The organism is Aeromonas diversa CDC 2478-85, from assembly GCF_000819805.1.
GTDB lineage: Bacteria > Pseudomonadota > Gammaproteobacteria > Enterobacterales > Aeromonadaceae > Aeromonas > Aeromonas diversa.
Window position 1 is genome coordinate 161843 of sequence record NZ_CDCE01000033.1, and the last position, 19793, is coordinate 181635.

The 19793-nt window shown below is 61.4% G+C and carries 16 protein-coding genes and 1 pseudogene; 10 read left to right on the forward strand and 7 right to left on the reverse strand.

Annotation, left to right across the window (positions count from 1 at the left end; all coding sequences use genetic code 11):
- Positions 1 to 194: 194 nt before the first annotated feature.
- The 5 genes from BN1121_RS14220 to BN1121_RS14240 all read right to left on the reverse strand — a co-directional run bounded on the left by BN1121_RS14220 (position 195) and on the right by BN1121_RS14240 (position 4179).
- A complete protein-coding gene (locus BN1121_RS14220; protein WP_197065762.1) occupies positions 195 to 1358 on the reverse strand; it encodes a fatty acid desaturase in 1164 nt (387 codons plus the stop codon).
- Between the two features lie 22 nt (positions 1359 to 1380).
- Positions 1381 to 1692 (reverse strand): AzlD domain-containing protein, encoded by a 312-nt coding sequence (locus BN1121_RS14225; protein WP_005345694.1) that lies wholly within the window; start codon positions 1690 to 1692, stop codon positions 1381 to 1383.
- Positions 1693 to 1709: 17 nt separating this feature from the next.
- Positions 1710 to 2447, reverse strand: a complete 738-nt coding sequence (locus BN1121_RS14230) for an AzlC family ABC transporter permease (protein WP_043156909.1) — start codon at positions 2445 to 2447, stop codon at positions 1710 to 1712.
- A gap of 220 nt (positions 2448 to 2667) precedes the next feature.
- Entirely contained in the window at positions 2668 to 3642 is a 975-nt protein-coding gene (locus BN1121_RS14235; RefSeq protein ID WP_197065763.1) for a helix-turn-helix transcriptional regulator, read from the reverse strand.
- Positions 3643 to 3798: 156 nt separating this feature from the next.
- Positions 3799 to 4179, reverse strand: a complete 381-nt coding sequence (locus tag BN1121_RS14240; protein WP_005345697.1) for a type IV pilin protein — start codon at positions 4177 to 4179, stop codon at positions 3799 to 3801.
- A gap of 84 nt (positions 4180 to 4263) precedes the next feature.
- Here BN1121_RS14240 and BN1121_RS14245 point away from each other — a divergent pair, with 84 nt between their 5' ends.
- From BN1121_RS14245 to BN1121_RS14265, 5 genes are all read left to right on the forward strand, one after another.
- Positions 4264 to 4806 carry a GspH/FimT family pseudopilin gene (locus tag BN1121_RS14245; RefSeq protein WP_005345698.1) on the forward strand — a complete coding sequence of 181 codons (543 nt, stop codon included), beginning with the start codon at positions 4264 to 4266 and terminating at the stop codon, positions 4804 to 4806.
- Positions 4800 to 5411: a PilW family protein gene (locus tag BN1121_RS14250; protein ID WP_081606375.1), complete on the forward strand. Its 612-nt coding sequence runs from the start codon at positions 4800 to 4802 to the stop codon at positions 5409 to 5411. Before BN1121_RS14245 ends, BN1121_RS14250 begins: the two co-directional genes overlap by 7 nt.
- 4 nt (positions 5412 to 5415) lie before the next feature.
- On the forward strand, positions 5416 to 6516 hold the full coding sequence (locus BN1121_RS14255) for a PilX N-terminal domain-containing pilus assembly protein (protein ID WP_005345701.1): 1101 nt from the start codon (positions 5416 to 5418) through the stop codon (positions 6514 to 6516).
- 8 nt (positions 6517 to 6524) lie between these two features.
- Entirely contained in the window at positions 6525 to 8633 is a 2109-nt protein-coding gene (locus BN1121_RS14260; protein ID WP_005345702.1) for a type IV pilus modification PilV family protein, read from the forward strand.
- A gap of 72 nt (positions 8634 to 8705) precedes the next feature.
- Positions 8706 to 9167 (forward strand): hypothetical protein, encoded by a 462-nt coding sequence (locus BN1121_RS14265; RefSeq protein WP_043156945.1) that lies wholly within the window; start codon positions 8706 to 8708, stop codon positions 9165 to 9167.
- 27 nt (positions 9168 to 9194) lie between these two features.
- Here the strand turns inward: BN1121_RS14265 and BN1121_RS14270 are convergent, their stop codons facing one another.
- Together BN1121_RS14270 and BN1121_RS14275 are read right to left on the reverse strand one after the other, a co-directional pair.
- Positions 9195 to 9959 (reverse strand): helix-turn-helix domain-containing protein, encoded by a 765-nt coding sequence (locus tag BN1121_RS14270; RefSeq protein WP_005345704.1) that lies wholly within the window; start codon positions 9957 to 9959, stop codon positions 9195 to 9197.
- Between the two features lie 376 nt (positions 9960 to 10335).
- A complete protein-coding gene (locus tag BN1121_RS14275) occupies positions 10336 to 11226 on the reverse strand; it encodes a LysR family transcriptional regulator (protein WP_005345705.1) in 891 nt (296 codons plus the stop codon).
- A 104-nt stretch (positions 11227 to 11330) separates the two neighbouring features.
- Between BN1121_RS14275 and BN1121_RS14280 the strand changes: the two genes are divergently transcribed.
- The 5 genes and pseudogenes from BN1121_RS14280 to BN1121_RS14300 all read left to right on the forward strand — a co-directional run.
- The gene (locus BN1121_RS14280; RefSeq protein ID WP_005345707.1) at positions 11331 to 12017 is read left to right on the forward strand and encodes a pirin family protein; all 687 of its coding nucleotides are present in this window, start codon (positions 11331 to 11333) and stop codon (positions 12015 to 12017) included.
- A gap of 18 nt (positions 12018 to 12035) precedes the next feature.
- Entirely contained in the window at positions 12036 to 12428 is a 393-nt protein-coding gene (locus tag BN1121_RS14285; RefSeq protein WP_005345708.1) for a DoxX family protein, read from the forward strand.
- A 118-nt stretch (positions 12429 to 12546) separates the two neighbouring features.
- Positions 12547 to 15840 (forward strand): exodeoxyribonuclease V subunit gamma, encoded by a 3294-nt coding sequence (gene recC, locus BN1121_RS14290; protein WP_005345710.1) that lies wholly within the window; start codon positions 12547 to 12549, stop codon positions 15838 to 15840.
- Entirely contained in the window at positions 15840 to 19358 is a 3519-nt protein-coding gene (gene recB / locus BN1121_RS14295) for an exodeoxyribonuclease V subunit beta (RefSeq protein ID WP_005345712.1), read from the forward strand. Before recC ends, recB begins: the two co-directional genes overlap by 1 nt.
- Positions 19355 to 19793, forward strand: a pseudogene (locus BN1121_RS14300) (exodeoxyribonuclease V subunit alpha); the annotation flags it as partial. The gene recB and the pseudogene BN1121_RS14300, both read left to right, overlap by 4 nt.

Below are 19793 nucleotides of genomic sequence, written 5' to 3' on the forward strand. Positions count from 1 at the left end.
CCTTGGGCCGGCATTTTTTTATGGGGATCGCGCCCCGGTCCGCGTTTATTTTGCTTGGTCGAGACGGCTCTGCGAGTGGCCCTTGGTCAATCGCCTGCGCTGACCCTGAAAACCAGGCTACCAGGTGCAGGCGTTGGACCAATGCCCCTGGCCCAACCAGTAAGGAAGAGCGAGTAATCCGTCGCGCTTTGGTATCAGTTCAGCCGATATGCGAGCTGCCCGGTTTCCAGTTCGCTTCTCTCTTGTTGACTCAGCAAACTGAAAACGTAGTCCAGTGCGTTATGGACACCCCATATATCGTGGTAGTCGTAATTTTCCTCTAGCGAGAGTGTGTGGGCATGCCTCTCGCGCAGCCTGGCATAGTCATACCACTGTCGAACGGTTCCGTAGCGGTGATGCCAGTCATGGCAGACCAAAGAGCCTTGGACAATCAGCATGCGGCTTGGCAGGTGGACCAGCAGATGCATCGCCAGCCACTTGGCCCATTGCGCGGCGTACTTGGGTGCAAAACCGTCTGGGCATCTCTCCCCACAGAAACGGGCAAGGCTGTTGTTGATGTGGCTATCCCGCACGGATTCTCCCTCACCGCGCACAATCCATACGTGTTCGGTCAGTAGATGCAGCAGTGATGCGACCTGATAAAACACCACGAATGGCAGCAGCAGGATCAGGATGGCATTCGAGGTGCCCAGTACGGTGCAGATGCCTGCCAGGGACGCCCACCAGCCGAGCGTCATCGCCAAGCGATAGAGGGGGACCCCAGCCAGATTGGATTTCAGGCGGCCATAGAAGAACACGAGGTGGAATTTGGGGCTGAGCAGGGTCAGGAAAAGATGTGTGTAGAGTTCGGCCTTGCCCTTGCCTGGCGTGAAGCCCAGTTGGTAGATAGCCGCCAGATCTTTGTCCTCAAAGGTCGAAAATGCACGACCGTGGTGTTCATAGACATGGAACTGGCGGTAGGATTCGTATGGCTGCACGATGAGCAGTGTCGAGAGTATCTCACACAGTGTCTTGTTCACCTTTTGTGACTTGTATAAATGACCATGGACCCCATGGTGGATAATGGTTGCCACGATATAGCGCGCACCAGCCGTGGAGAACAGGGCTCCGACAACATACAAGGCTATCGATGCACCAAGTGTGGATGCATAAAAAATAGCTGAACAGGTTAACCACACGCCAATGAATACCCACAGTACGGACCAGACAATCAACTCTGAGGAATTACTTTCCCAAAGCGGCTTGCGGCCCAGTATTTCTTTTCCTGTCAACCAACTCCATACTCCCTGAAAGGGTAATATTTCGTAGCTTTTTCTTATTTTCGTTGAGTGATGATAATCTTTTTCCACGCGGTCCATGCGTTATCCTCTGATAGCCGGGCTAGATGAAATAGTTGATGGTGTAAAAGGCAGCGAGGCTTAGCAAGACGGCGCTGACGATGTTCTTGATGTAAAATGAGATTACGATGCTGATCAGTGCGCCCAGAAAGTAAGGGTTGTTAGGAAATTCCCTTATGGCACCATGCTCCATGAGTATAATTGGGCCGCAGATCGCAGTCATGAGACATGGTGCAGAATACTTAAGGGCCCTGTTGACCAGGTTAGGTATTTTCAATGGTACGTTAGGTTCAAGAAAGACATAACGATTAAAAAATACAATTGTTGCCAGTGCTAAAATAAGAAGCCAACTCATCTTCAATCCTTATTGAGTCATTCTTGAGATTGCTCTTCATTCAGTAGTACAGATGCCAGTACGGCAGAGAACATGCCGCAGAGCCCGGAGATGACAATGGCGCCCTCTAGTTGCCAATAGCTAAGAAGCATGGAAAGCAGCAGTGAAACTGCAACACCAACCAGGGTGCTGATTTTTTTCACCATAGGTACCACAATAGTGATAAAGGTTGCGACAATAGAGTAATCGAGATGGTACTTTTCAAGGTTTGGTACCGAGGAGGCCATTAAAATACCCATCAAACTGAACGCATTCCAAGAGAGGTAGAAAGTCAGTCCGGCACCGATTAAATAACTGGGTGTTAATTCAGATTCTTTGTTTTTTGTCTCGCTCAAAGCAAATAGCTCATCGGTGAGCAGGAAACCAATAGGAAGGCGGAGCTTAATCTTCAGGTAGGACACAAATTCTCTGAGTGTGAGGCCGTATATGAAGTGCTGTGATGTGATAAAAAACACTGAAACAAGAATTGCAAATAAATTTGCTCCTGCCATTATCATGCCTAAGGTAACCAGCTGGGCCGCGCCGGCAAAAACAATCGCCGACATGCCTACGCTTTGCCAGAAGGTTAAACCGGCCTGTATTGCCATCGAGCCAGCCAGTATTCCCCATGGGATCACTGAAACGCACAGTGGAAGCATCTCAATAGCACCACGCATAAACGATGAGCTCGAAGAGGACTGTTGCGCAGGAGAGGAGCAGGTGCCTGATTCAATCATTGCTTTTCTCATGGATTAGGTAAAGGGAGCCGTTAACATTAACGGTCTCCGAGTCGGCAGTATTGAATGATCTTGCTGCTGGTGGCGAAGCCAGGCTGTGCGTTCGGGTGAGCGGCGGGTGGGGGGCGTTCAGTGCCTGATACCCTTGTCGGCACTATCGTGAGGCGGTGGTCTGTGTGCTGCTTGGCTCGACAAACAACCTGAGTGTGTTTTCGAGAGGTCAGGCCTTGATGAATTCGCCGGGAGTCAGACCCACAGAGTTTTTAAAATGGCGGTGGAAATGGCTTTGGTCGGTAAAGCCACAGAGGATGGCCGTGTCGAGGATAGTTACACCCTGACGCAGTAAGACGCGGGCCTTGCGAAGGCGTGCCTGCACCAGATAGGCGTGCGGTGTCATGCCGGTTACTGCCTTGAATTGTCTGAGAAAATGCCACTGACTCAGGTCAGCCAGCTGTGCAAGCCGAGTCAGGGTGTGCTCCTCTTGTGGGCAGCTGTCCATCAACTCCTTTGCTCGAAGGATAGGCAGAGTGGCGGCGGGAAGTTCTACCTGAGTTTTACGGGTTCTGCTGTAGCGAATGCTCAGCAGCATCAGTGAGGAGAGCAACAGGGACTCTTTAAGCAGGTTATTGCCGTCTTGCTCCAACATATTGAAGGTAAACAGCAACTGCTCTGAAAGAGCAGGGTCATGAATAACCGCATCGGGAAACCAGGGAATAAAGTCCGTCTCGTCAGGGGTCTGGCGCAGAATATTGCGCAGCATCTCAGGGTGCGGATAGATGGCTCGATAGCCCCAACCTTGCTCCAGTTCGGCGCTGCCGGTGTGCACGTCGTCAGCGTTGACTATGATGATATCCCCGCGCGGTGCGACGTGTTCTGCCCCGGAGCGGTAAAATCGTTGGGCCCCCTGATCGATGACACCAATGCAGAAGGTCTCATGGACATGGCGGGCAAAACGCTGCTTGTAATAGCGCGCCTGAAGCATATCGACGCCGCCGAGTGCATCGATGCGTTGAAAGTGGGTCTGCTCTTTCATCTCTGTCGTCACGATATCAACCTGTGCCCACTTTGTATAAAAGTGCTGTCGCCAGTTCGACGCTTGCGGGAATTTTCTCAGGCATCTTTTTTCGGTGTTGGTGGCCGTGCTATGGGCCTTGCTCGGAAATCGCGGCCACTCCTGGCCACGTTGTGGCGTCATATCCCTATCAAGAAATCCGCCTTGGAGTCGTTGAGTGTACCTCTCACTTGGCTTTGTATGAAGCCTTATATGTTTGCGCTCGATATATCGGGGGGCGTACGAGTCAGCGGTCGGCCTCTGTTCGAGGCGTGGCCCCTGACTCGATCGTTTGGGCTGTTACTTCCAGCAGTCGGCGGGTGTTTTGGTGTCGGCCTTGTTGATGGTCATGGTGGCGCAGGCCGTGTCTCCCGCCTGGCTCCCCTTGGCGGTGGCAGTGAGGGTATAGGCAGTGGCGGAGGCTCCGGAGACCGAGAAGTCATAGTAGTCGCTGCTCGGGCTGCCGAGCTGCGCCGTCGCACTACTATAGGTGGCATTGCTGATGCGGAACTCCTCCTGGCGAAGCTGCATGGAGAGTAATCCCTTGATGGCCTCTGCGCGCCTGGATTTCTGCAGACCCGAGGTGAAGGCGGGATAGGCGACGGCAGCTATGATGGCCACCACGGCAACGACAATCATCAGCTCAATCAGGCTGAATCCACATTGTGAGCGGGCTCTCATTAGCAGGCTTCTCCAATCAGGTTGATACTATAGGATAGTCTTTGCCGACCCCCGGCGGGCCTCAGACAGGAGTCGCTGGCACTCATGGATCGTCGTTACACGCCGCCTCAGGGCTTTACCTTAATCGAATTGCTGGTGGCCGTTAGCCTGGTGGCCATTCTGTTGACTATTGGCCTGCCCAGCTACCAGTCCTTGCGACAGGAGCAGATGGTGCGGGCCGCGACCAGTGCCCTCTACACCGACATGATGTTGCTCAAATCCGAGGCCATCAAGCGCAACCAATCCCTCTCACTCATTATCTTTAACAGCGGGCAGAATAGCTGGTGTTACCGCATCGCGATCGATGCCGGTAGTTGTGCCAGTTGTGCTGATAGCTGCTCCAGCGTAGAGGGGCGCAAGGGGGTCGATGCCAGCGAGTATCCGGGGATTGGGCTGGCGGCGAGTTACAGCGAGAGCGCCAGCAATGTTCGCCCCATTACCTTCTCCCCCCGGCGCGGCAGCATGCCGAGTGGCAACATTACACTTAGCGCCGATGTCTATAGCATGCAGGTGGTCTCGAGCAATGTGGGCCGAGTGCGAACCTGTGCCCCTGCGGGCAGTCAGGTGGGAGGGGTACCTTCATGTTGAGACGTTGCCGAGGGTTTAGTCTGGTTGAGTTGATGGTGGCCATGGTAGCAGGCCTGCTGTTGGTGGCGGCGGTGTCGGCGCTGTTTGCCTCTGTCGTGCGGGCCAACAAGACGGCCCTGCAGGTGAGCCGTCTCAATCAGGAGGTGCAGGCCATCACCGACATGATGGCGCGTGATATTCAGCGCGCCGGATATGACAGTGCCTCTGCCAGTGCGGGTTTTCTCACTGGCACTGCCTCTCTGTTCAAATTTGATTCGGTGGCTGATCTGATGAGTGAAACCGCCACAGGCTCAGGCCTCTATCGCTGTATTCGCCTTAGCTACGATGACAACGACAACGGGGCCCTCGATGGCAACGAAACCTATGTATATAACTACAGCTCGAGTGACAAGGGCGTGCGACTCGGAACGAGCTGCACCACGGGGAGTCTGCTCAGCACCGACAACACCATAGAGATTACCAACCTTACCTTCTCGCTGTTGACGGGGAGTGTCGCAACCGGCGCGCGAACCATTCGTATCGCCATCGATGGCAGAGACAAGTCTTCTCCCGCCCTGACCCTGAGCCTGCAGCGGGATATCAAGCTGCGTAACGACGGGTATTAAGACCATGAAACGACAGCGCGGTTTTACGACCTTCACCGTCACCCTGCTCATCATCACCATCTTGATCGGCATCTCGGTTCTGGTGGGTAAGTTGCTGGTGGCCGATCGGCGGATCACTCTCAACGAGGTGCAATACCAGCAGGCGATGGCACTCTCTGAGTTGGGGATAGCCGATGGTCTGGGGCGCCTGGCGATCGACACCACTTGGCGCAGCGCCGGGACGACCGTCACGCAGACCTTGGGGAGTTATCTGCTCTCGGCCAGCGAACTCGATGGCACTATCACCATTGGCTCTACTCAGGTGGTGCCCGTGACGGTGCGGGCCGTGTCGACCCTGGCTGATGGCAGTGCCACGGCGGCGGCTCAGGTTAAGGCCGTACGCTTTCGGGTGTTGGCAGGGAGCCCCGCGGCACCGTTAACCGTGGCGGGCGGCATGGCGGTGGGGGGGAATTTTACCGTGGTCGCCAACCCCAACGGTGGCGGTGCCGGGGTGCCGCTGTCGGTATGGACCGATGGTAACGTGGATCTCATCAATGGTTCGGGTCAGACCTGCCATCAGGGCGACTATAGCGGAGGATGTGCGGCCAACATCAGCCAGAAGGGGGACAAACAGTTCGATATCAAGGATAACGACCCCTCGTTTCCCCCCGATCTGGTCTGGTATCTCTTCAACGAGAATGATGATGCGGCCGGCTGGGCCAATCTCGAGTCGAGAGCGACCCAGCGGCTGACCAGCTGTGCCTCGTTGGGGCCCGCATCGACTGGGCTCATCATAGTCGACGGTGAGTGCAAGCCGAGCGGCGATGTGGGCAGCACGGCGGCTCCCGTGGTGCTTATCGTGCGTAACGGCGATCTGACGGTTAACGGCAACCAGAAACTCTACGGGCTGGTGTTTGCCTACTCCTCGACGCCGGCGACGGCAACGACGGATGTGAAATTGACCGGTGGCGCCATCGTTAACGGAGCCCTGGTGGCGAATTACCAACTGGGGAGCGCCAACGGCACCTATGACGCCAGGTATGACGCCGCCGTGCTTAGCAATATAGAGAATGGGGCGGCCTATCAGGTCATTAGTCTGATCCCGGGTAGCTGGCGGGATTGGTAGGAGGCAATATGAGGCAGCACAAGGGATTTGGACTGCTGGAGATCTTGGTTACTCTGGTACTGCTTGGCGTCGGCGTGGCGGGTTTGGTCGCCATGTCGCGAGGGGCGCTCTTCTCCTCCCAGGATGGGCGACGCTATGAAGTCGCCATGCGCCTGGCCGAATCGAGGCTCGATGCCTTTCGCAACTTCAATGGCGTCGTCGCGGCGACGGCGCCCCAGACAGCCTATGCCGCGATTGCGGCAGGCAGCAGCACGGCCACCCTCTCTGGCGACACCTACAGCCTAAGCTGGACCGTGGCCGACCGGTACTGGAACGGGAGTGGTTGGCAGGCCACAGCGCCGGCCGGATACCATTACACCTACCCCGGGCGTAAGGTGATCGATGTGACGGTCAGCTGGAGTGATAGCCAGAACCAGACGCGCTCTCTGCTGCTCTCCGGTGCCGTCTCCCCAACCGAGTCGCTGACAGGGGATCAGATCAATGGTGGTCTGGATACGGCGCGGCCTCAGCCTCAGGTCAGCTACACCCCTGGGGTGGCTCCCGATGTCATCTCGATCGAGATCGACTCGGAGGGGCGCAAGCAGGAGACCAGCAAGCCGCTGCCAACGGTGACGTCCAAGGATGGTACGGTTGGCAAGTTGGTTCAGTTTGAGACCGTTACTTATAAGCCCGATGCGACCGGTACGACCCGCCAAGTGCTGCAGGATCTTGCCTCCGTCTCCTGTGCCTGCACCTATGGCTCTACCTTGAGCGCTTATCTACCCGGTCAGGTCAGCCTCACATCGGGAAACCTCCTCTACTGGACAGTGGGGGCCCAGACCAGCAAGGTAACCGGGGTGCTCGACAACAGCGTCAAGGATCAACCCGACCTCTGCACCAGTTGTTGTAAGAATCACTTCGATGGCACTGGGACCAGCTTTGATCAGTTTTATGCTCCCCTTCGGACCCCGCGGCAGCGTTACAGCAGCTCGTTGTCGGTTGCCAACAGCGGCGACTATCTTGACGCCTGCCGCTTTGTGAGGCTCGATGGCTACTACCGACCACTCCCCGATTGGAACCTGATCAAGGTGGTGGTGACCACGGCAGACTTCCTGGCCAAGCCCGCCAACCAGACCAGCTATCAGAACTACATCAAGTATGTGGTGAAGGCCTATGTCACCTGGCAGAAGAACACTCTCAACTGGAGTTATGGCGGGAGTGCGTCCGCCCCGGCCATCGACGAGTTTGCCGACTGGTTGCCCGGTCATGCCGCCGCCGGGGGGGACACGACGACACTCCTGACTACCAGCACAGGCACGGCCCAGCTGATTGCCCGCGGCATCTATGTGGATCTGATGTCACCGGATTACCTGCAGCAGACCATCACGGATCTCAATGACGTGGATCTGCTGGCCAAGATCCCCTTCCAGGACATCAACCTCACCATGCTGGCAGAGTGGAGCCTTGTCCCCCTCAGCGGTCAGCTCAGCGGCAATGTCTCCGACTATGTGACGGTGACCAATGAACCGGTCAAGACGATCGTCGATATCAATAATTACTACTTCGGCAGCTACAGCCGGGGGTACCTCTCGGCCAAGCTGAGCACCAAGGATGCCAGCAACGTGCTGCAGTCGGTGGCCATCAAGGCCACGACCTATCAGGGGAACTCGGGGATCACCTCCACCCTGGTTTCCCCTCTCGATCAGAGTGGCAGCAAGACGGCGCAACTCCCCATTCAGATCGATGTGGGGGCCCAGGCGACACCGACCCTGACCGCCACCGGGCGCATCTCGTGCCTGGAGAAGACCAGCAATAACAACCCGGCTCCCGTGGCCTGTAACAAGAACACCTTCAACGGTTTGTCTATTTCGACTACGACGTCGGGGGCCAGTTGCCGCATCGACAAGCCCCAGGCCAACAACCAGCCGGCGACTTATTCCTGTGATGCGCCTGAAAACAGCACGCTGGTGGTGACGCTTTCCTACACGGCCCAAGGAAACGGCACCTTCCTGCTCAAGCCCTCGAGCATGAGCATCACCATGGCCTCTCCCGGCAGTGGCCAGGTCATCAGTGGCCCCTGCTCATTGCTGGTGGATAACGGGGTCACCAATGCCGCATCCCTCACCTGCTCGCCCTAAGGGTGGCAGGCGTGGCGGACAGGTTTTAACATAGGGGCCTTACCACCCCAAAATATAGAGATAGTGGCGATGATGATTGATGACCCTTGGGCCTTGTGCCACCTGGATGACTCCTTTGACGGCTCAGTGCTCGGCACCAAGGGGGCGCAATTGCTCTGGTTCGAGGAGCGCGATGCGCTGCTTGAGTATCTGCAAGGGGACTTTATCGATCTGCTGGCGGATGTGGGTGAGCTCGACGAGGATCAGGTCGAGGCTGCCCGTGAGCGTTTCGCGCTGGTCATTGAACAGAGCTTTGACGAGCGCGGCCTGATGGATGCGATTAACGATCTTGCCTCCGGGTTGCGCCGCATCGTCTGGATGGGCCCCCTCTCCGAGCTGGCTGAGGTGCAGGACGAGTTTGCCAGCGGGCTGCGTCGCTACTTCTGGAGTCAGTATGACGGGGACGAAGACGATCCTGAGGGTTGGGTGCCGGAAGAGCTCTGGCCTCAGCTGGCCGAGGTCGCCGATGAGTTCCTCGAAGAGGGCGAGTTTTGATGAGAGGCCGGTCACTGACCGGCCTCTTCAGTTATCGATATTGGGGATCAGATCGTCAAAGCTCTGGTAGCCGCAGTCGGCCAGTTGCAGCGACATGGTGTAGGTCTTGCTCCCTTCTCGCTGTCCTACCGCCGGGCGGTTGAGCTTGAGCTCGCTATGCCAGTACTCCTTCATCCGCTCGATGAGGGCCATGGCCTCCGGCTCTTCCAGATGAAGCTGGCACAGGGCCATGTAATTGTTGGGCTTGTGCATGTTGTCTACCAGGTAATCCCCCAGCATGGTCATGGCCTGACGGGCCTGGGCCCTGGCGAAACGGCTGTGCTGTTCGAAGCTTATCCGCTCGCTGATGAGGAAGTGGTAGCTGTTGTCGATGCCCAGTTGCAAGATGCCGAGCTTTTCCAGTTTGCGCAGATAGAGGTAGCAGGAGGCATCGGTGAGCCCGTATTCACGCTTGAGATCGATGAGGCTCTTTTCGCGCCAGAAGATGTTGGCGAGGAAAGCGTAAAGACCCGGCTCATTATGGAAGGCGTCGTCCTGCTCCTTGGTGAAGACGGCGCGCCGGCTCTGGGCATCCTGGGTTCGCTCCAGCAGCTCCTCGAAGGAGAGACCGGCCAGGTGGCAGATTTGCAGCAGAGTGTCGAAGGGCAGGGAAGGCTTGTTCATCATCCGCTTGATGGTGGCGATAGAGACATCCAGGGTCTCGGCCAGGGTCTGATAGCGGATCCCCTTATCATTGAGGGTTTTTTTGAGCGTTTCCAGAATATTGTTGGCCAACTCTTGGCTATAGGTCATGCATTCACTCCCTTAACGTGCATGTTTATGAAATTATCCCTTCTTCTGCCTCATCTCACGGGGGCAGCTTTTGATACTGCAAATAATAACTTCATGGTCCAGGTGGTCGAATCCTAGCCTTTTCAAGGGATTGGCCAGACCAGTGGGTTTTTAAAGGCTCACTATATGATACTAGTCGGTGCATATTCCTCTACCTGCATACAAAGTGCTGGTGATGAATAAAACTCCGTTCATACTCTCTCACGTGGTCGATTTCAAAGCCTTCCTGGTTGTGCTGTCGACCGTTTGCTTCCAATTTAAGGGTTTTAAACCGAAAGGTTTTTATTCTTTCCTGGCAAATTGAGCGGATCCCGACGGGGCTCCGCTTTCTTTTTTTCTATCCCCATAGCCGGGGGATCTCCCGCACCAGCCAGCTCTTGGCCTTGCCCATCACGTCGCGCCGCCAGGCCAGGACCACCTGTATCTTGTGGCGATACTCGGGGCTGATCACCTTGAGTCGCCCGGCCGTTATGTCCTCCTGCACCCAGCGCAGGGGCATGGTGCCAACGCCTATGCCCGCCAGCAGCGCGGTGCGTTTCTCGGCCATGGTGCTCACCGTGAGCCTGGGTTGCTTGTCAAACAATCGATAGGTGAGGGGAGGCTTGCGCAGTGCGGTATCCGCGACGGCGATGGCCCGGTAGCGACGCAGGGTCTCGTCGGCCAGTGGTTCGGGTTCACTATGCAGGGGATGCTCGGGGTGGGCCACGTAGAGCATCTCCTCTTCAAACAGCGGCTGATGCTTGATACCGGTCATGATGGTGCCGGGATTGAGGCTAGAGATGAGCAGATCGGCGCGCCCATCCTCCAGGCACTCCCAACTGCCGGCCAGGGCTTCGCCACGAAAGCGCAGCCGGGTATCGGTCTCTTTGGCGAACGGCTCGACCAGCGGATAGAGTGCCTCGACCGGCACCAGGGCATCCACCACCAGCGTGATGTCCGTCTCCCAGCCACGGGCCAGCGCCCGGGTTTCGCCCACCAGTTGCTCGGCTGCTTCCAGCAGCTGCCGCCCTCGTTCCAGCAGCATGCGACCGGCGGGTGTGAATCGGGTGCGATGGCCACTGCGATCGAAGAGCACCACATCCATCTCATCTTCGAGCTTTTGCACCGTATAGCTCAGCGCAGAGGGTACCCGACCCAACTCTTCCGCCGCGGCGGCAAAACTGCCTCGCCGTTCGATGGCATCCAGCGCCCTGATTGCCTCCAGCGTCAATGAACGCTCCTTGCCCATGTTGGCTCCTTCAAAAAAATTGAATGTCCGACTCAGATTAACTCGCTAACAACAGGACGCAAGCCTCTCTATGATTCTCATTATCGAATTGGATGGAGAGAGCCATGTTTGCATTGAGACGGTCCGAGGAGCGTGGACATGCCAACTTCGGTTGGCTCGACACCCGCCACAGCTTCTCATTTGGTCATTACTACGATCCCAAGTGGATGGGGCATTCGGCCCTGCGGGTCATCAACGAGGACTATGTGAAGCCGCAGGGGGGGTTTGCGACTCATCCTCACGCCAACATGGAGATCCTGACCTGCGTGCTGACCGGCACCATAGAGCACAAGGACAGCCTGGGCCATGTGGAGCAGATCCCCGCCGGCGAGTTCCAGTTGATGAGCGCGGGATCCGGCATCCGCCACAGCGAGTACAACCCGTCACCCGGCGAGGAGCTCTCCCTGTTGCAGATCTGGATTGAGCCGAATGAACAGGATACGGCCCCTGGCTATCAGCAAAAACGCATTGAGGCGCAGCCGGGGTTGACCCTGGTGGCCTCGCCAACCGGCGAAGGTGAATCTTTCCGGATCCGCCAGCAGGCCCGCGTCTGGCGACTACAATTGGCGGCGGGTGAAAGCCTCACCTGGGCCTTGCAGGGGCGTCACGGCTACCTGCATCTGATTACCGGGGAGTTGGCCGCTGGTGGCCTGACTGCCCGACCCGGCGACGGGCTGCTCAGTCGCGATGAAGTGAAATGGGAGCTCATGGCGAATACTGCCACGGAAGCCCTGCTATTTGACCTGCCATGAGATGACGAGGAATTGAACATGGACAAGATGAAAGATATCGCCCTGCTGCTGAGCCGCGTGTTGCTGGCCCTGATGTTTGTGGTCGCCGGTTGGGGCAAGATTGGCGGTTACGCTGGTACCCAGGGCTACATGGAGGCCATGGGGGTTCCCGGCATGCTGCTACCCCTGGTGATCCTGCTCGAGCTGGGCGGCGGCCTGGCCATCCTGAGCGGCTTGCTGACCCGTTCGGTGTCGCTGCTGCTGGCCGGTTTCTGTGTGGTGGCGGCCCTGTTGTTCCACTATCAGCCTGCCGATCAGATGCAGATGATCATGTTTATGAAGAACATCTCCATCGCCGGTGGCTTCCTGGCCCTGGCCGCAGCCGGACCCGGTGCCTTCAGCATCGACGCCAAGCTGGGCAAGTGCTGGTAACACCCTGTTTTAACGAAGTTTCCAATCTACCGTTTAGCCGGAGCACCCGCTCCGGCTTTTTTGCATCCGGCGCCCCAATCGCGGACAATCCTGCCATTGCCTTCGACGGGGATTGTCCATGTTCACTCTCTATCACTCCAATCAGCTCGACGTGCTCAAGGCCCTGCTGGTGGAACTGGTGCGCCGCGACCCGCTGACCGATCCGTTCGAGTGCGAGCAGATCCTGGTCCAGAGCCCCGGCATGGCCCAATGGCTCAAGCTTGAGCTGGCCAGCGCCTTCGGTATCGCCGCCAACATCGACTTTCCCCTGCCCGCCAGCTTCATCTGGCAGATGTTTATCGAGGTGCTGGGGGACGTGCCGGCGCGCAGCCCCTACAACAAGCCGAGCATGAGCTGGCAGCTGATGATGATTCTGCCGACCCTGCTCGAGCGGCCCGATTTCGCCCCCCTGCGCGGCTACCTGTCGCCGGAGGGGGAGGCCCCCGAGCAGGTGCGCCTGTGGCAGCTGTGCCAGAAGGTCGCGGATCTGTTTGACCAGTATTTGGTCTACCGCCCCGACTGGATCGAACGCTGGGAGCGCGGTGAGGGGCTGCCCGAGGAGCTCGGCGAGGTGACCGGGCAGGATTGGCAGCCCGTGCTGTGGCGCGAGCTGGTGGCCCGCACCCTGCAACTGGCCGACAGCGGCTATCACAGAGCGAACCTGTTCGAATCCTTTATTCAGGCTTTGCAGAGCGGTGCCCCTCTGCCGGGCAAGCTGCCCAAGCGGGTCTTCGTGTTCGGCATCTCGGCCCTGCCCCCCGGTTATGTGGAGGCGCTGCGGGTGCTCGGTGAGCGCATTGAGGTGCACCTGTTTGTCACCAACCCCTGCCGCTACTACTGGGGGGACCTGCTCGATCGCAAGACCATGGCCCGCCTCGAGCGGCGTCTGCGCCCCGGCACGGATCTTGAGACCCTGCAAGGTGAGACCAATCCCCTGCTCGCCTCCATGGGCAAGCTCGGGCGCGACTACCTGCACCACCTGATGGGGCTGGAGCCGCCGGAGGTGGAGGCCTTTGTCGACATGGCCGAAGACACCCTGCTGCATCGGCTGCAATCCGACGTGCTGGAGCAGCGCGACCGGGGCGCCGTGTTCGACAACCCCGATGCGAGCCACCACAAGACGGCGCTGCTGCCCGGTGATCGCAGCCTGCAGATCCACGCCTGCCACAGTCCCGTGCGCGAGCTCGAGGTGCTGCACGATCGCCTGCTCGATCTGTTCGAGGGCGACCCGACCCTGACCCCGAAACAGGTGGTGGTGATGATGCCGGACGTGGCCGGCTACGCCCCCTTCATCCAGGCGGTGTTCGGTGCCCGTGGCCAGATCCCCTTCTCCATCTCGGATCGGGCCGCCAGCCAGGAGAGCCCGCTGCTGCAAAGCTTCCTGGCGCTGCTGCGCCTGCCGCGCCAGCGCTTCGGGGCGGGCGAGCTGCTCGCCCTGCTCGAGGTGCCGGCGGTGCTGCGCCGCTTCGCCCTGACGGTGGAGGAGTTCGACACCCTGCGGGTCTGGGTGCAGGAGAGCGGCATCCGCTGGGGGCTCGACGATGCCTACCCGGAGCGCTTCGACCTGCCGGCCCTGTCGGGCAACTCCTGGCTGTTTGGCCTGCGCCGTATGCTGCTCGGCTACGCCATGGGGGAGGGGGAGCCGGTGGCCGGCATCCTCCCCTACGCCGAGATCGAGGGCCAGCAGGGGGTGACGCTCGGCAAGCTCGCCGCCTTCGTCGACACTCTGGCCCACTTCCTGCCGCTGCTCGACGCACCCCGCTCTCTGCCCGAGTGGAACCGGCTGCTGCACGCCCTGCTGGGGGCCTGCTACGAGCCTGACGAAGACGAGGAGCGCCACATCCAGCTGGTGCGCGACGCCATCGCCGACTGGCAACAGGCCCTCGGCGAGGTGCGCTTCGACGAGCCGGTGACGCCGGCGCTGCTGCAAGACGTGCTGGGCCAGGCCCTGGCCGCCCAGCGCTCGAGCCAGCGCTTCCTCGCCGGCCAGGTCAACTTCTGCACCCTGATGCCGATGCGCTCCATCCCGTTTCGCCAGGTCTGCCTGCTCGGCATGAATGACGGCGTCTACCCGCGCACTCTGCCGCCCATGGGATTCGATCTGATGGCGCTGGCCGGCCGGCGCGGGGACAGATCGCGCCGCGATGACGACCGTTACCTCTTCCTCGAGGCGCTCTTGAGCGCCCAGGACGGCCTCTACATCAGCTATCAGGGCTTCAGCGTGCAGGACAACAGCGAGCGCGAGCCCTCCGTGCTGCTGGCCGAGCTGCTCGACTACCTGCGCCAGGGCTTCGTGCTGGCCGGTGACGAAGCGCTGCCCGACGACGAATCGGGCCAGCGCCTGTTGCAGGCACTGGTGACGGCCCACCCGCTCACCCCCTACAGCCGCGACTACTTCTTCCCAAGCGACGAGCGCCTCTTTACCTACGCCGCCGACTGGCTGCCGGCGCTCACCCCCAAGGCTGGGATCGGTAAGCTGCATACGGGCGATCTGCCCCTGCCCCCCGAGATGGAGGGGGGCGAGCTGGAGCTGGCCGAGCTGCTGCGCTTCTACCGCAACCCGGCGCGCTACTTCCTCAACCGCCGCCTCAAGGTGTGGTTCGAGCTGGATGACACTCGGCTCGAAGAGAACGAACCCTTCGCCCTCGATGGGCTGGAGAACTACCAGCTCAAGGATCAGCTGCTGGCCGCCCACCTGGAGGAAGGGGGAACGGCGCGCCTGCGCGAGCGGCTGCGCCTGGCCGGTCAGCTGCCCCAGAGCTGGTTTGGCCCCCTGCTGCTCGATGAGCTCGATGACAAGATGGCCGAGCTCGCCGAGCGGGTGCGCCCCCTGCGATCGGAAAAAACGCCGGTGGAGATCGACATCCCCCTGCCCCAGGGGCGGCTGCTCGGCTGGCTCGACACCGAGCAGGGCAATCAACTCATCGTCAAACCCGGCAGCTTCCACGGCCGCGACTGGTTGCAGGGCTGGCTCAGGCATCTGTGCCTGTGTCTCTCGCGCTCTGCGGGCGAGACCCTGCTGCTCGACGGGACCAAGAGCTGGCGCCTGCCCGTACTTGCACCCGAGGTGGCCCGCAGCCACCTGCTCGCTCTGGTCGATGACTGGGTGGTGGGGCTGCGCCGTCCGCTGCCGCTCTTTCCCAAGAGTGCCTGGAGCTGGCTGGCCGAGCAGGCGAAGAGTGGTGACGAGGAGAAGGCCCAGCGCGCCGCCCGCACCAGCTTCGAAGGGGGTTGGCAGCTCACGGGCGAGGGGGAGGACCCCTACATCCAGCGCTGCTTCCCCGCCCTGGACGAGGCCCTGATGAGCCAGCTTGTCGCGCTCGCGCGCACCCATCTGCAACCCCTGTATCAGGCGCTGGAGGAGTTCGACTGATGTCCCGCACCCTGGAAACCCTGCGCTTTCCCCTGTTTGGCGAGCGCCTGATCGAAGCCTCCGCCGGCACCGGCAAGACCTACACCATCGCCGGCCTCTACCTGCGCCTCCTGCTCGGCCACGGCCCGGAAGATGAAGAGGGGCGGGTCACCGCCCACGCCCGGCCGCTTAGCGTGACCGAAATTCTGGTGGTGACCTTCACCGAGGCCGCCACCGCCGAGCTGCGCGGCCGTATTCGCGCCCGCATCCACGAGGCGCGCCTGGCCTTCCTGCGCGGGCAAAGCGGCGACCCTTTGCTGGCCCAACTGCTCGACGAGGTGCCGGATCACCAGCAGGCGGCGCGCCTGCTGCTCGCCGCCGAGCGGCAGATGGATGAGGCGGCGGTCTTCACCATCCACGGTTTTTGCCAGCGGATGCTCAAGAGCAACGCCTTCGAGTCGGGCGCCCTGTTCGAAACCGAGTTTCTCACCGACGACAGCCAGCTCAAGTTGCAGGCGGTGAGCGATTACTGGCGCGCCGACTTCTATCCGGCCGGGGAGTCTCTGGCCCGCGCCCTGCGTAAACACTGGAAGAGCCCGGCGGAGCTGCTCGCCGCCATCAAGGGCTGGCTCGACAACCCTGAGCTCGAGATCCTGCCGCCCGTGGGGGACGAGACCCTGTTCGATCGCCACGAGCGGGAGATGGCCCGTGTGGCGGCGGTGAAGGCCCAGTGGCGCGAGCACCTCGACGCCATCCGCGCCCAGACCGAGGGGGCTGTGAGCCGCTACACCGGCAAGAACTACGAGGGCTGGCTCGAGAAGATTGGCCAGTGGGCCCACAGCGACGAGCACGGCTACGCCCTGCCCGAGCCCCTGGCCCGCTTCGCCCGCTCGACCCTGCTCGAGAATCTCAAGAAGGGGGGGAATGCCCCCAGTCTGCCGCTGTTTGACGCCATCGAGGCGCTGGTGACCCGTCCCCCCGCCATCGACGATCTGGTGTTGCAGCGGGCCGCCCGCGAGGTGCACAGGCGCATGGGGCGCGCCAAGCGCGAGGCCTATCAGCTCTCGTTCTCTGACTTGCTGGGGGATCTCGACCGGGCGCTCGCCTCGCCTCTGGGAGAGCGGCTGCGCGATCGCATCCGTGCCACCTACCGGGTGGCCATGATCGATGAATTCCAGGATACCGACCCCCAGCAGTACCGCATCTTCCGTTCCCTCTACGGCGGACAGGAGGAGACAGCCCTGCTGATGATCGGCGACCCCAAGCAGGCCATCTACGGCTTTCGCGGCGCCGACATCTTCACCTACATCCAGGCGCGCCGGGCAGTGAGCAGTCACTACACCCTGGGGCGTAACTGGCGCTCGAGTCGGCCCCTGGTGGGGGCGGTCAATGCCCTGTTCGAGCTCGCCCGTGCCCCCTTCATCTATGACGATGACATCCCCTTCCTGCCGGTAGAGGCCCAGGGCAAGAGCAAGTGCCTGACGCTGGCGGGGGCCGAGGCGCCGGCCCTGTGCTGCTGGTGGCTGGGGCAGAGCCCCACCATCAACAAGGGGAGCTATCAGTCGCGCATGGCGAACGCCACGGCGGCGGAGATCCACCGGCTACTGACCCTGGCGCGCCAGGGGGAAGCCTCGATCGGCGACACACCCCTGCGTGCCGGCGACATCGCCGTGCTGGTGCGCACCGGCAGCGAGGGGCGGGTGATGCAGCAGGCCCTCTCGGCGCTCGGCATCGCCTCTGTCTATCTCTCCAACCGCGAGAGCGTGCTCGAGAGCACGGAGGCACGCGAGATCCTGCTGATCCTGCACGCCTGCCTGCACCCGAGCGACGAACGGGCCCTGCGCGCGGCGCTCGCCACCTCCCTGTTTGACCTCGACGCCAAGGCGCTGGACGCCTTCAGCCGCGATGAGAAGCTGTGGGAAGCCACGGTGCAGGAGTTCAGCGACTACCGCCGCCAGTGGCGCCGGGTTGGCGTGCTGGCCATGCTGCGTGCCCTGTTGCACCGGCGCCAGCTGGCCGCCAGCCTGCTCGCCGGCCCGTTCGGCGAGCGGCGCCTGACCAACTATCTGCACCTGGCCGAGCTGCTGGAGCAGGCGGCGGGCGAGCTCGATGGCGAGTATGCCCTGCTGCGCTGGCTGGCCGAGGCGACCCGGGATGGCGGCCAGGCCGAGGAGCAGGTGCTGCGCCTCGAGTCCGAACGCAAGCTGGTGCAGATCGTCACCATCCACAAGTCCAAGGGGCTCGAATACCCGCTGGTGTTCCTGCCGTTTATCTGTTCCCACCGCGAGAGCGACACCCCCCTCTATCACGAGGAGAGCCGGACCCTGCTCGATCTCACCCGCTCTGCCAAGGCGCTGGAGCAGGCCGAGCGCGAGCGGCTGGCCGAAGATCTTCGCCTGCTCTACGTGGCCCTGACCCGGGGCGTCTACGCCACCTGGTTGGGGCTGGCGCCGGTGCGCTCGGGGGCGGGAAAGTCCAGCAAGACCGACCTGCACAAGACCGCCATCGGTTACCTGCTGCAACGGGGCGAGGAGGGGGAGGCCGAGCTCATGGCCGAGGCCCTGGCCGCCCTGGCGCGGGAGGTGCCGGGGGTGGTGGTCGGTGAGCCGTCACTCGCTCGCCCGGCCCCGCTGGTCGATGAGCATGGGGAAGCGTCTGCGCCCCGGGTGCGCCGCTTCGGCGGTCGCATCGAGCGCGACTGGTGGGTCAGCTCCTACTCGGCGCTCTCGACCTCCGGCAGCCACCACGACCGGGGCGTGCTGGCGACCCCGGGGTTCGATGCCGAGGTGGCCCGCGAGCGCGGCGAAGAGGCGGCGCCTGAGCGCTCCATCTTCACCTTCCCGCGCGGCGCCCGGCCCGGCACCCTGCTGCACACCCTGTTTGAGGAGATCCCCTTCGCGCTGGCACGCGACCCCGCCAGCCACGGCGAGGTGGCCCCCAGGGTGGCGGCCCTGCTCGAGCGCGACGGGTTCGACCCCGAGTGGAGCTATGTGCTGACCGCGCACCTGGCCGCCGTGCTCGGCACCGAGCTGCTGCCCGGGCTGCGCCTGGGGGAGGTGGCGAACCATCAGGCCGAGCTCGAGTTCTTCCTGCCCATGGGGCGGGTGACGGCAGAGGGGCTCGATGCGGTGCGAAAGGCCCACGATCCCCTCTCGGCGCGCGGCAAGCCCCTCGGTTTTCAGAGCGTGCAGGGCATGCTCAAGGGCTTTATCGATCTGGTGTTCGAGTGGCAGGGGCGCTGGTACGTGCTCGACTACAAGTCCAACTGGCTGGGCAATAGCCCCCTCGACTACGCCGGCGCGGCCCTCGAGCAGGCCATGCTCGATCACCACTACGATCTCCAGTACCAGCTCTACACCCTGGCGCTGCACCGACTGCTGGCCCACCGCCTGCCCGATTACGACCCGGCCCGCCACCTGGGCGGCGTCTTCTATCTCTTCCTGCGCGGCATGCCCGAGGCCGGCGTCTTCCACGCCGCCCCCTCCCTTGCGCTGGTGCGCGCCCTCGATTCACTCTTTGCCGGCGAGGAGGCAGCATGAGCGCATCCATCCACTCCACCGACAGCCCCCTGCTCACCCGGCTGCGCGCCCTGGCCGACGCCGGCCGGGTGCGCCAGCTCGACGTGCAGTTTGCCCGCCTGATCGAGAGCCTGGGGGGCGAGCAGGAGCTGGTGCTGGCCGCCGCCATGGCCTGCTTCGAGCTCGGCCGCGGCCATATCTGCCTGCCCCTGGCTGCCATCGAACGCCCGTTCGGGCTGGATGGGGACGAGCGCGCCGCTCTGCTCGAGGGGCTGGCCCCCGCAAAGGCGTGGCCGGCCCGTCTGGCCGCCTCGCCCCTGGTGGGGGATGGCAGCCACGACACCCCCCACACGCCGCTGGTGCTCTGGCGCGAACGGCTCTACCTGACCCGCTACCACGACTTCGAGCGCTCGGTGGCGGGGCGCCTGCGCGCCCTCTCGGCCCGGGCCGAGTTTC

Excerpts from the sequence above, each read along its gene's own strand:
- BN1121_RS14220 (WP_197065762.1), bottom strand. The coding sequence starts at position 1,358 with ATGGACCGCGTGGAAAAAGATTATCATCACTCAACGAAAATAAGAAAA.
- BN1121_RS14225 (WP_005345694.1), bottom strand. The coding sequence starts at position 1,692 with ATGAGTTGGCTTCTTATTTTAGCACTGGCAACAATTGTATTTTTTAAT.
- BN1121_RS14230 (WP_043156909.1), bottom strand. The coding sequence starts at position 2,447 with ATGATTGAATCAGGCACCTGCTCCTCTCCTGCGCAACAGTCCTCTTCG.
- BN1121_RS14235 (WP_197065763.1), bottom strand. The coding sequence starts at position 3,642 with ATGACGCCACAACGTGGCCAGGAGTGGCCGCGATTTCCGAGCAAGGCC.
- BN1121_RS14240 (WP_005345697.1), bottom strand. The coding sequence starts at position 4,179 with ATGAGAGCCCGCTCACAATGTGGATTCAGCCTGATTGAGCTGATGATT.
- BN1121_RS14245 (WP_005345698.1), top strand. The coding sequence starts at position 4,264 with ATGGATCGTCGTTACACGCCGCCTCAGGGCTTTACCTTAATCGAATTG.
- BN1121_RS14250 (WP_081606375.1), top strand. The coding sequence starts at position 4,800 with ATGTTGAGACGTTGCCGAGGGTTTAGTCTGGTTGAGTTGATGGTGGCC.
- BN1121_RS14255 (WP_005345701.1), top strand. The coding sequence starts at position 5,416 with ATGAAACGACAGCGCGGTTTTACGACCTTCACCGTCACCCTGCTCATC.
- BN1121_RS14260 (WP_005345702.1), top strand. The coding sequence starts at position 6,525 with ATGAGGCAGCACAAGGGATTTGGACTGCTGGAGATCTTGGTTACTCTG.
- BN1121_RS14265 (WP_043156945.1), top strand. The coding sequence starts at position 8,706 with ATGATTGATGACCCTTGGGCCTTGTGCCACCTGGATGACTCCTTTGAC.
- BN1121_RS14270 (WP_005345704.1), bottom strand. The coding sequence starts at position 9,959 with ATGACCTATAGCCAAGAGTTGGCCAACAATATTCTGGAAACGCTCAAA.
- BN1121_RS14275 (WP_005345705.1), bottom strand. The coding sequence starts at position 11,226 with ATGGGCAAGGAGCGTTCATTGACGCTGGAGGCAATCAGGGCGCTGGAT.
- BN1121_RS14280 (WP_005345707.1), top strand. The coding sequence starts at position 11,331 with ATGTTTGCATTGAGACGGTCCGAGGAGCGTGGACATGCCAACTTCGGT.
- BN1121_RS14285 (WP_005345708.1), top strand. The coding sequence starts at position 12,036 with ATGGACAAGATGAAAGATATCGCCCTGCTGCTGAGCCGCGTGTTGCTG.
- recC (WP_005345710.1), top strand. The coding sequence starts at position 12,547 with ATGTTCACTCTCTATCACTCCAATCAGCTCGACGTGCTCAAGGCCCTG.
- recB (WP_005345712.1), top strand. The coding sequence starts at position 15,840 with ATGTCCCGCACCCTGGAAACCCTGCGCTTTCCCCTGTTTGGCGAGCGC.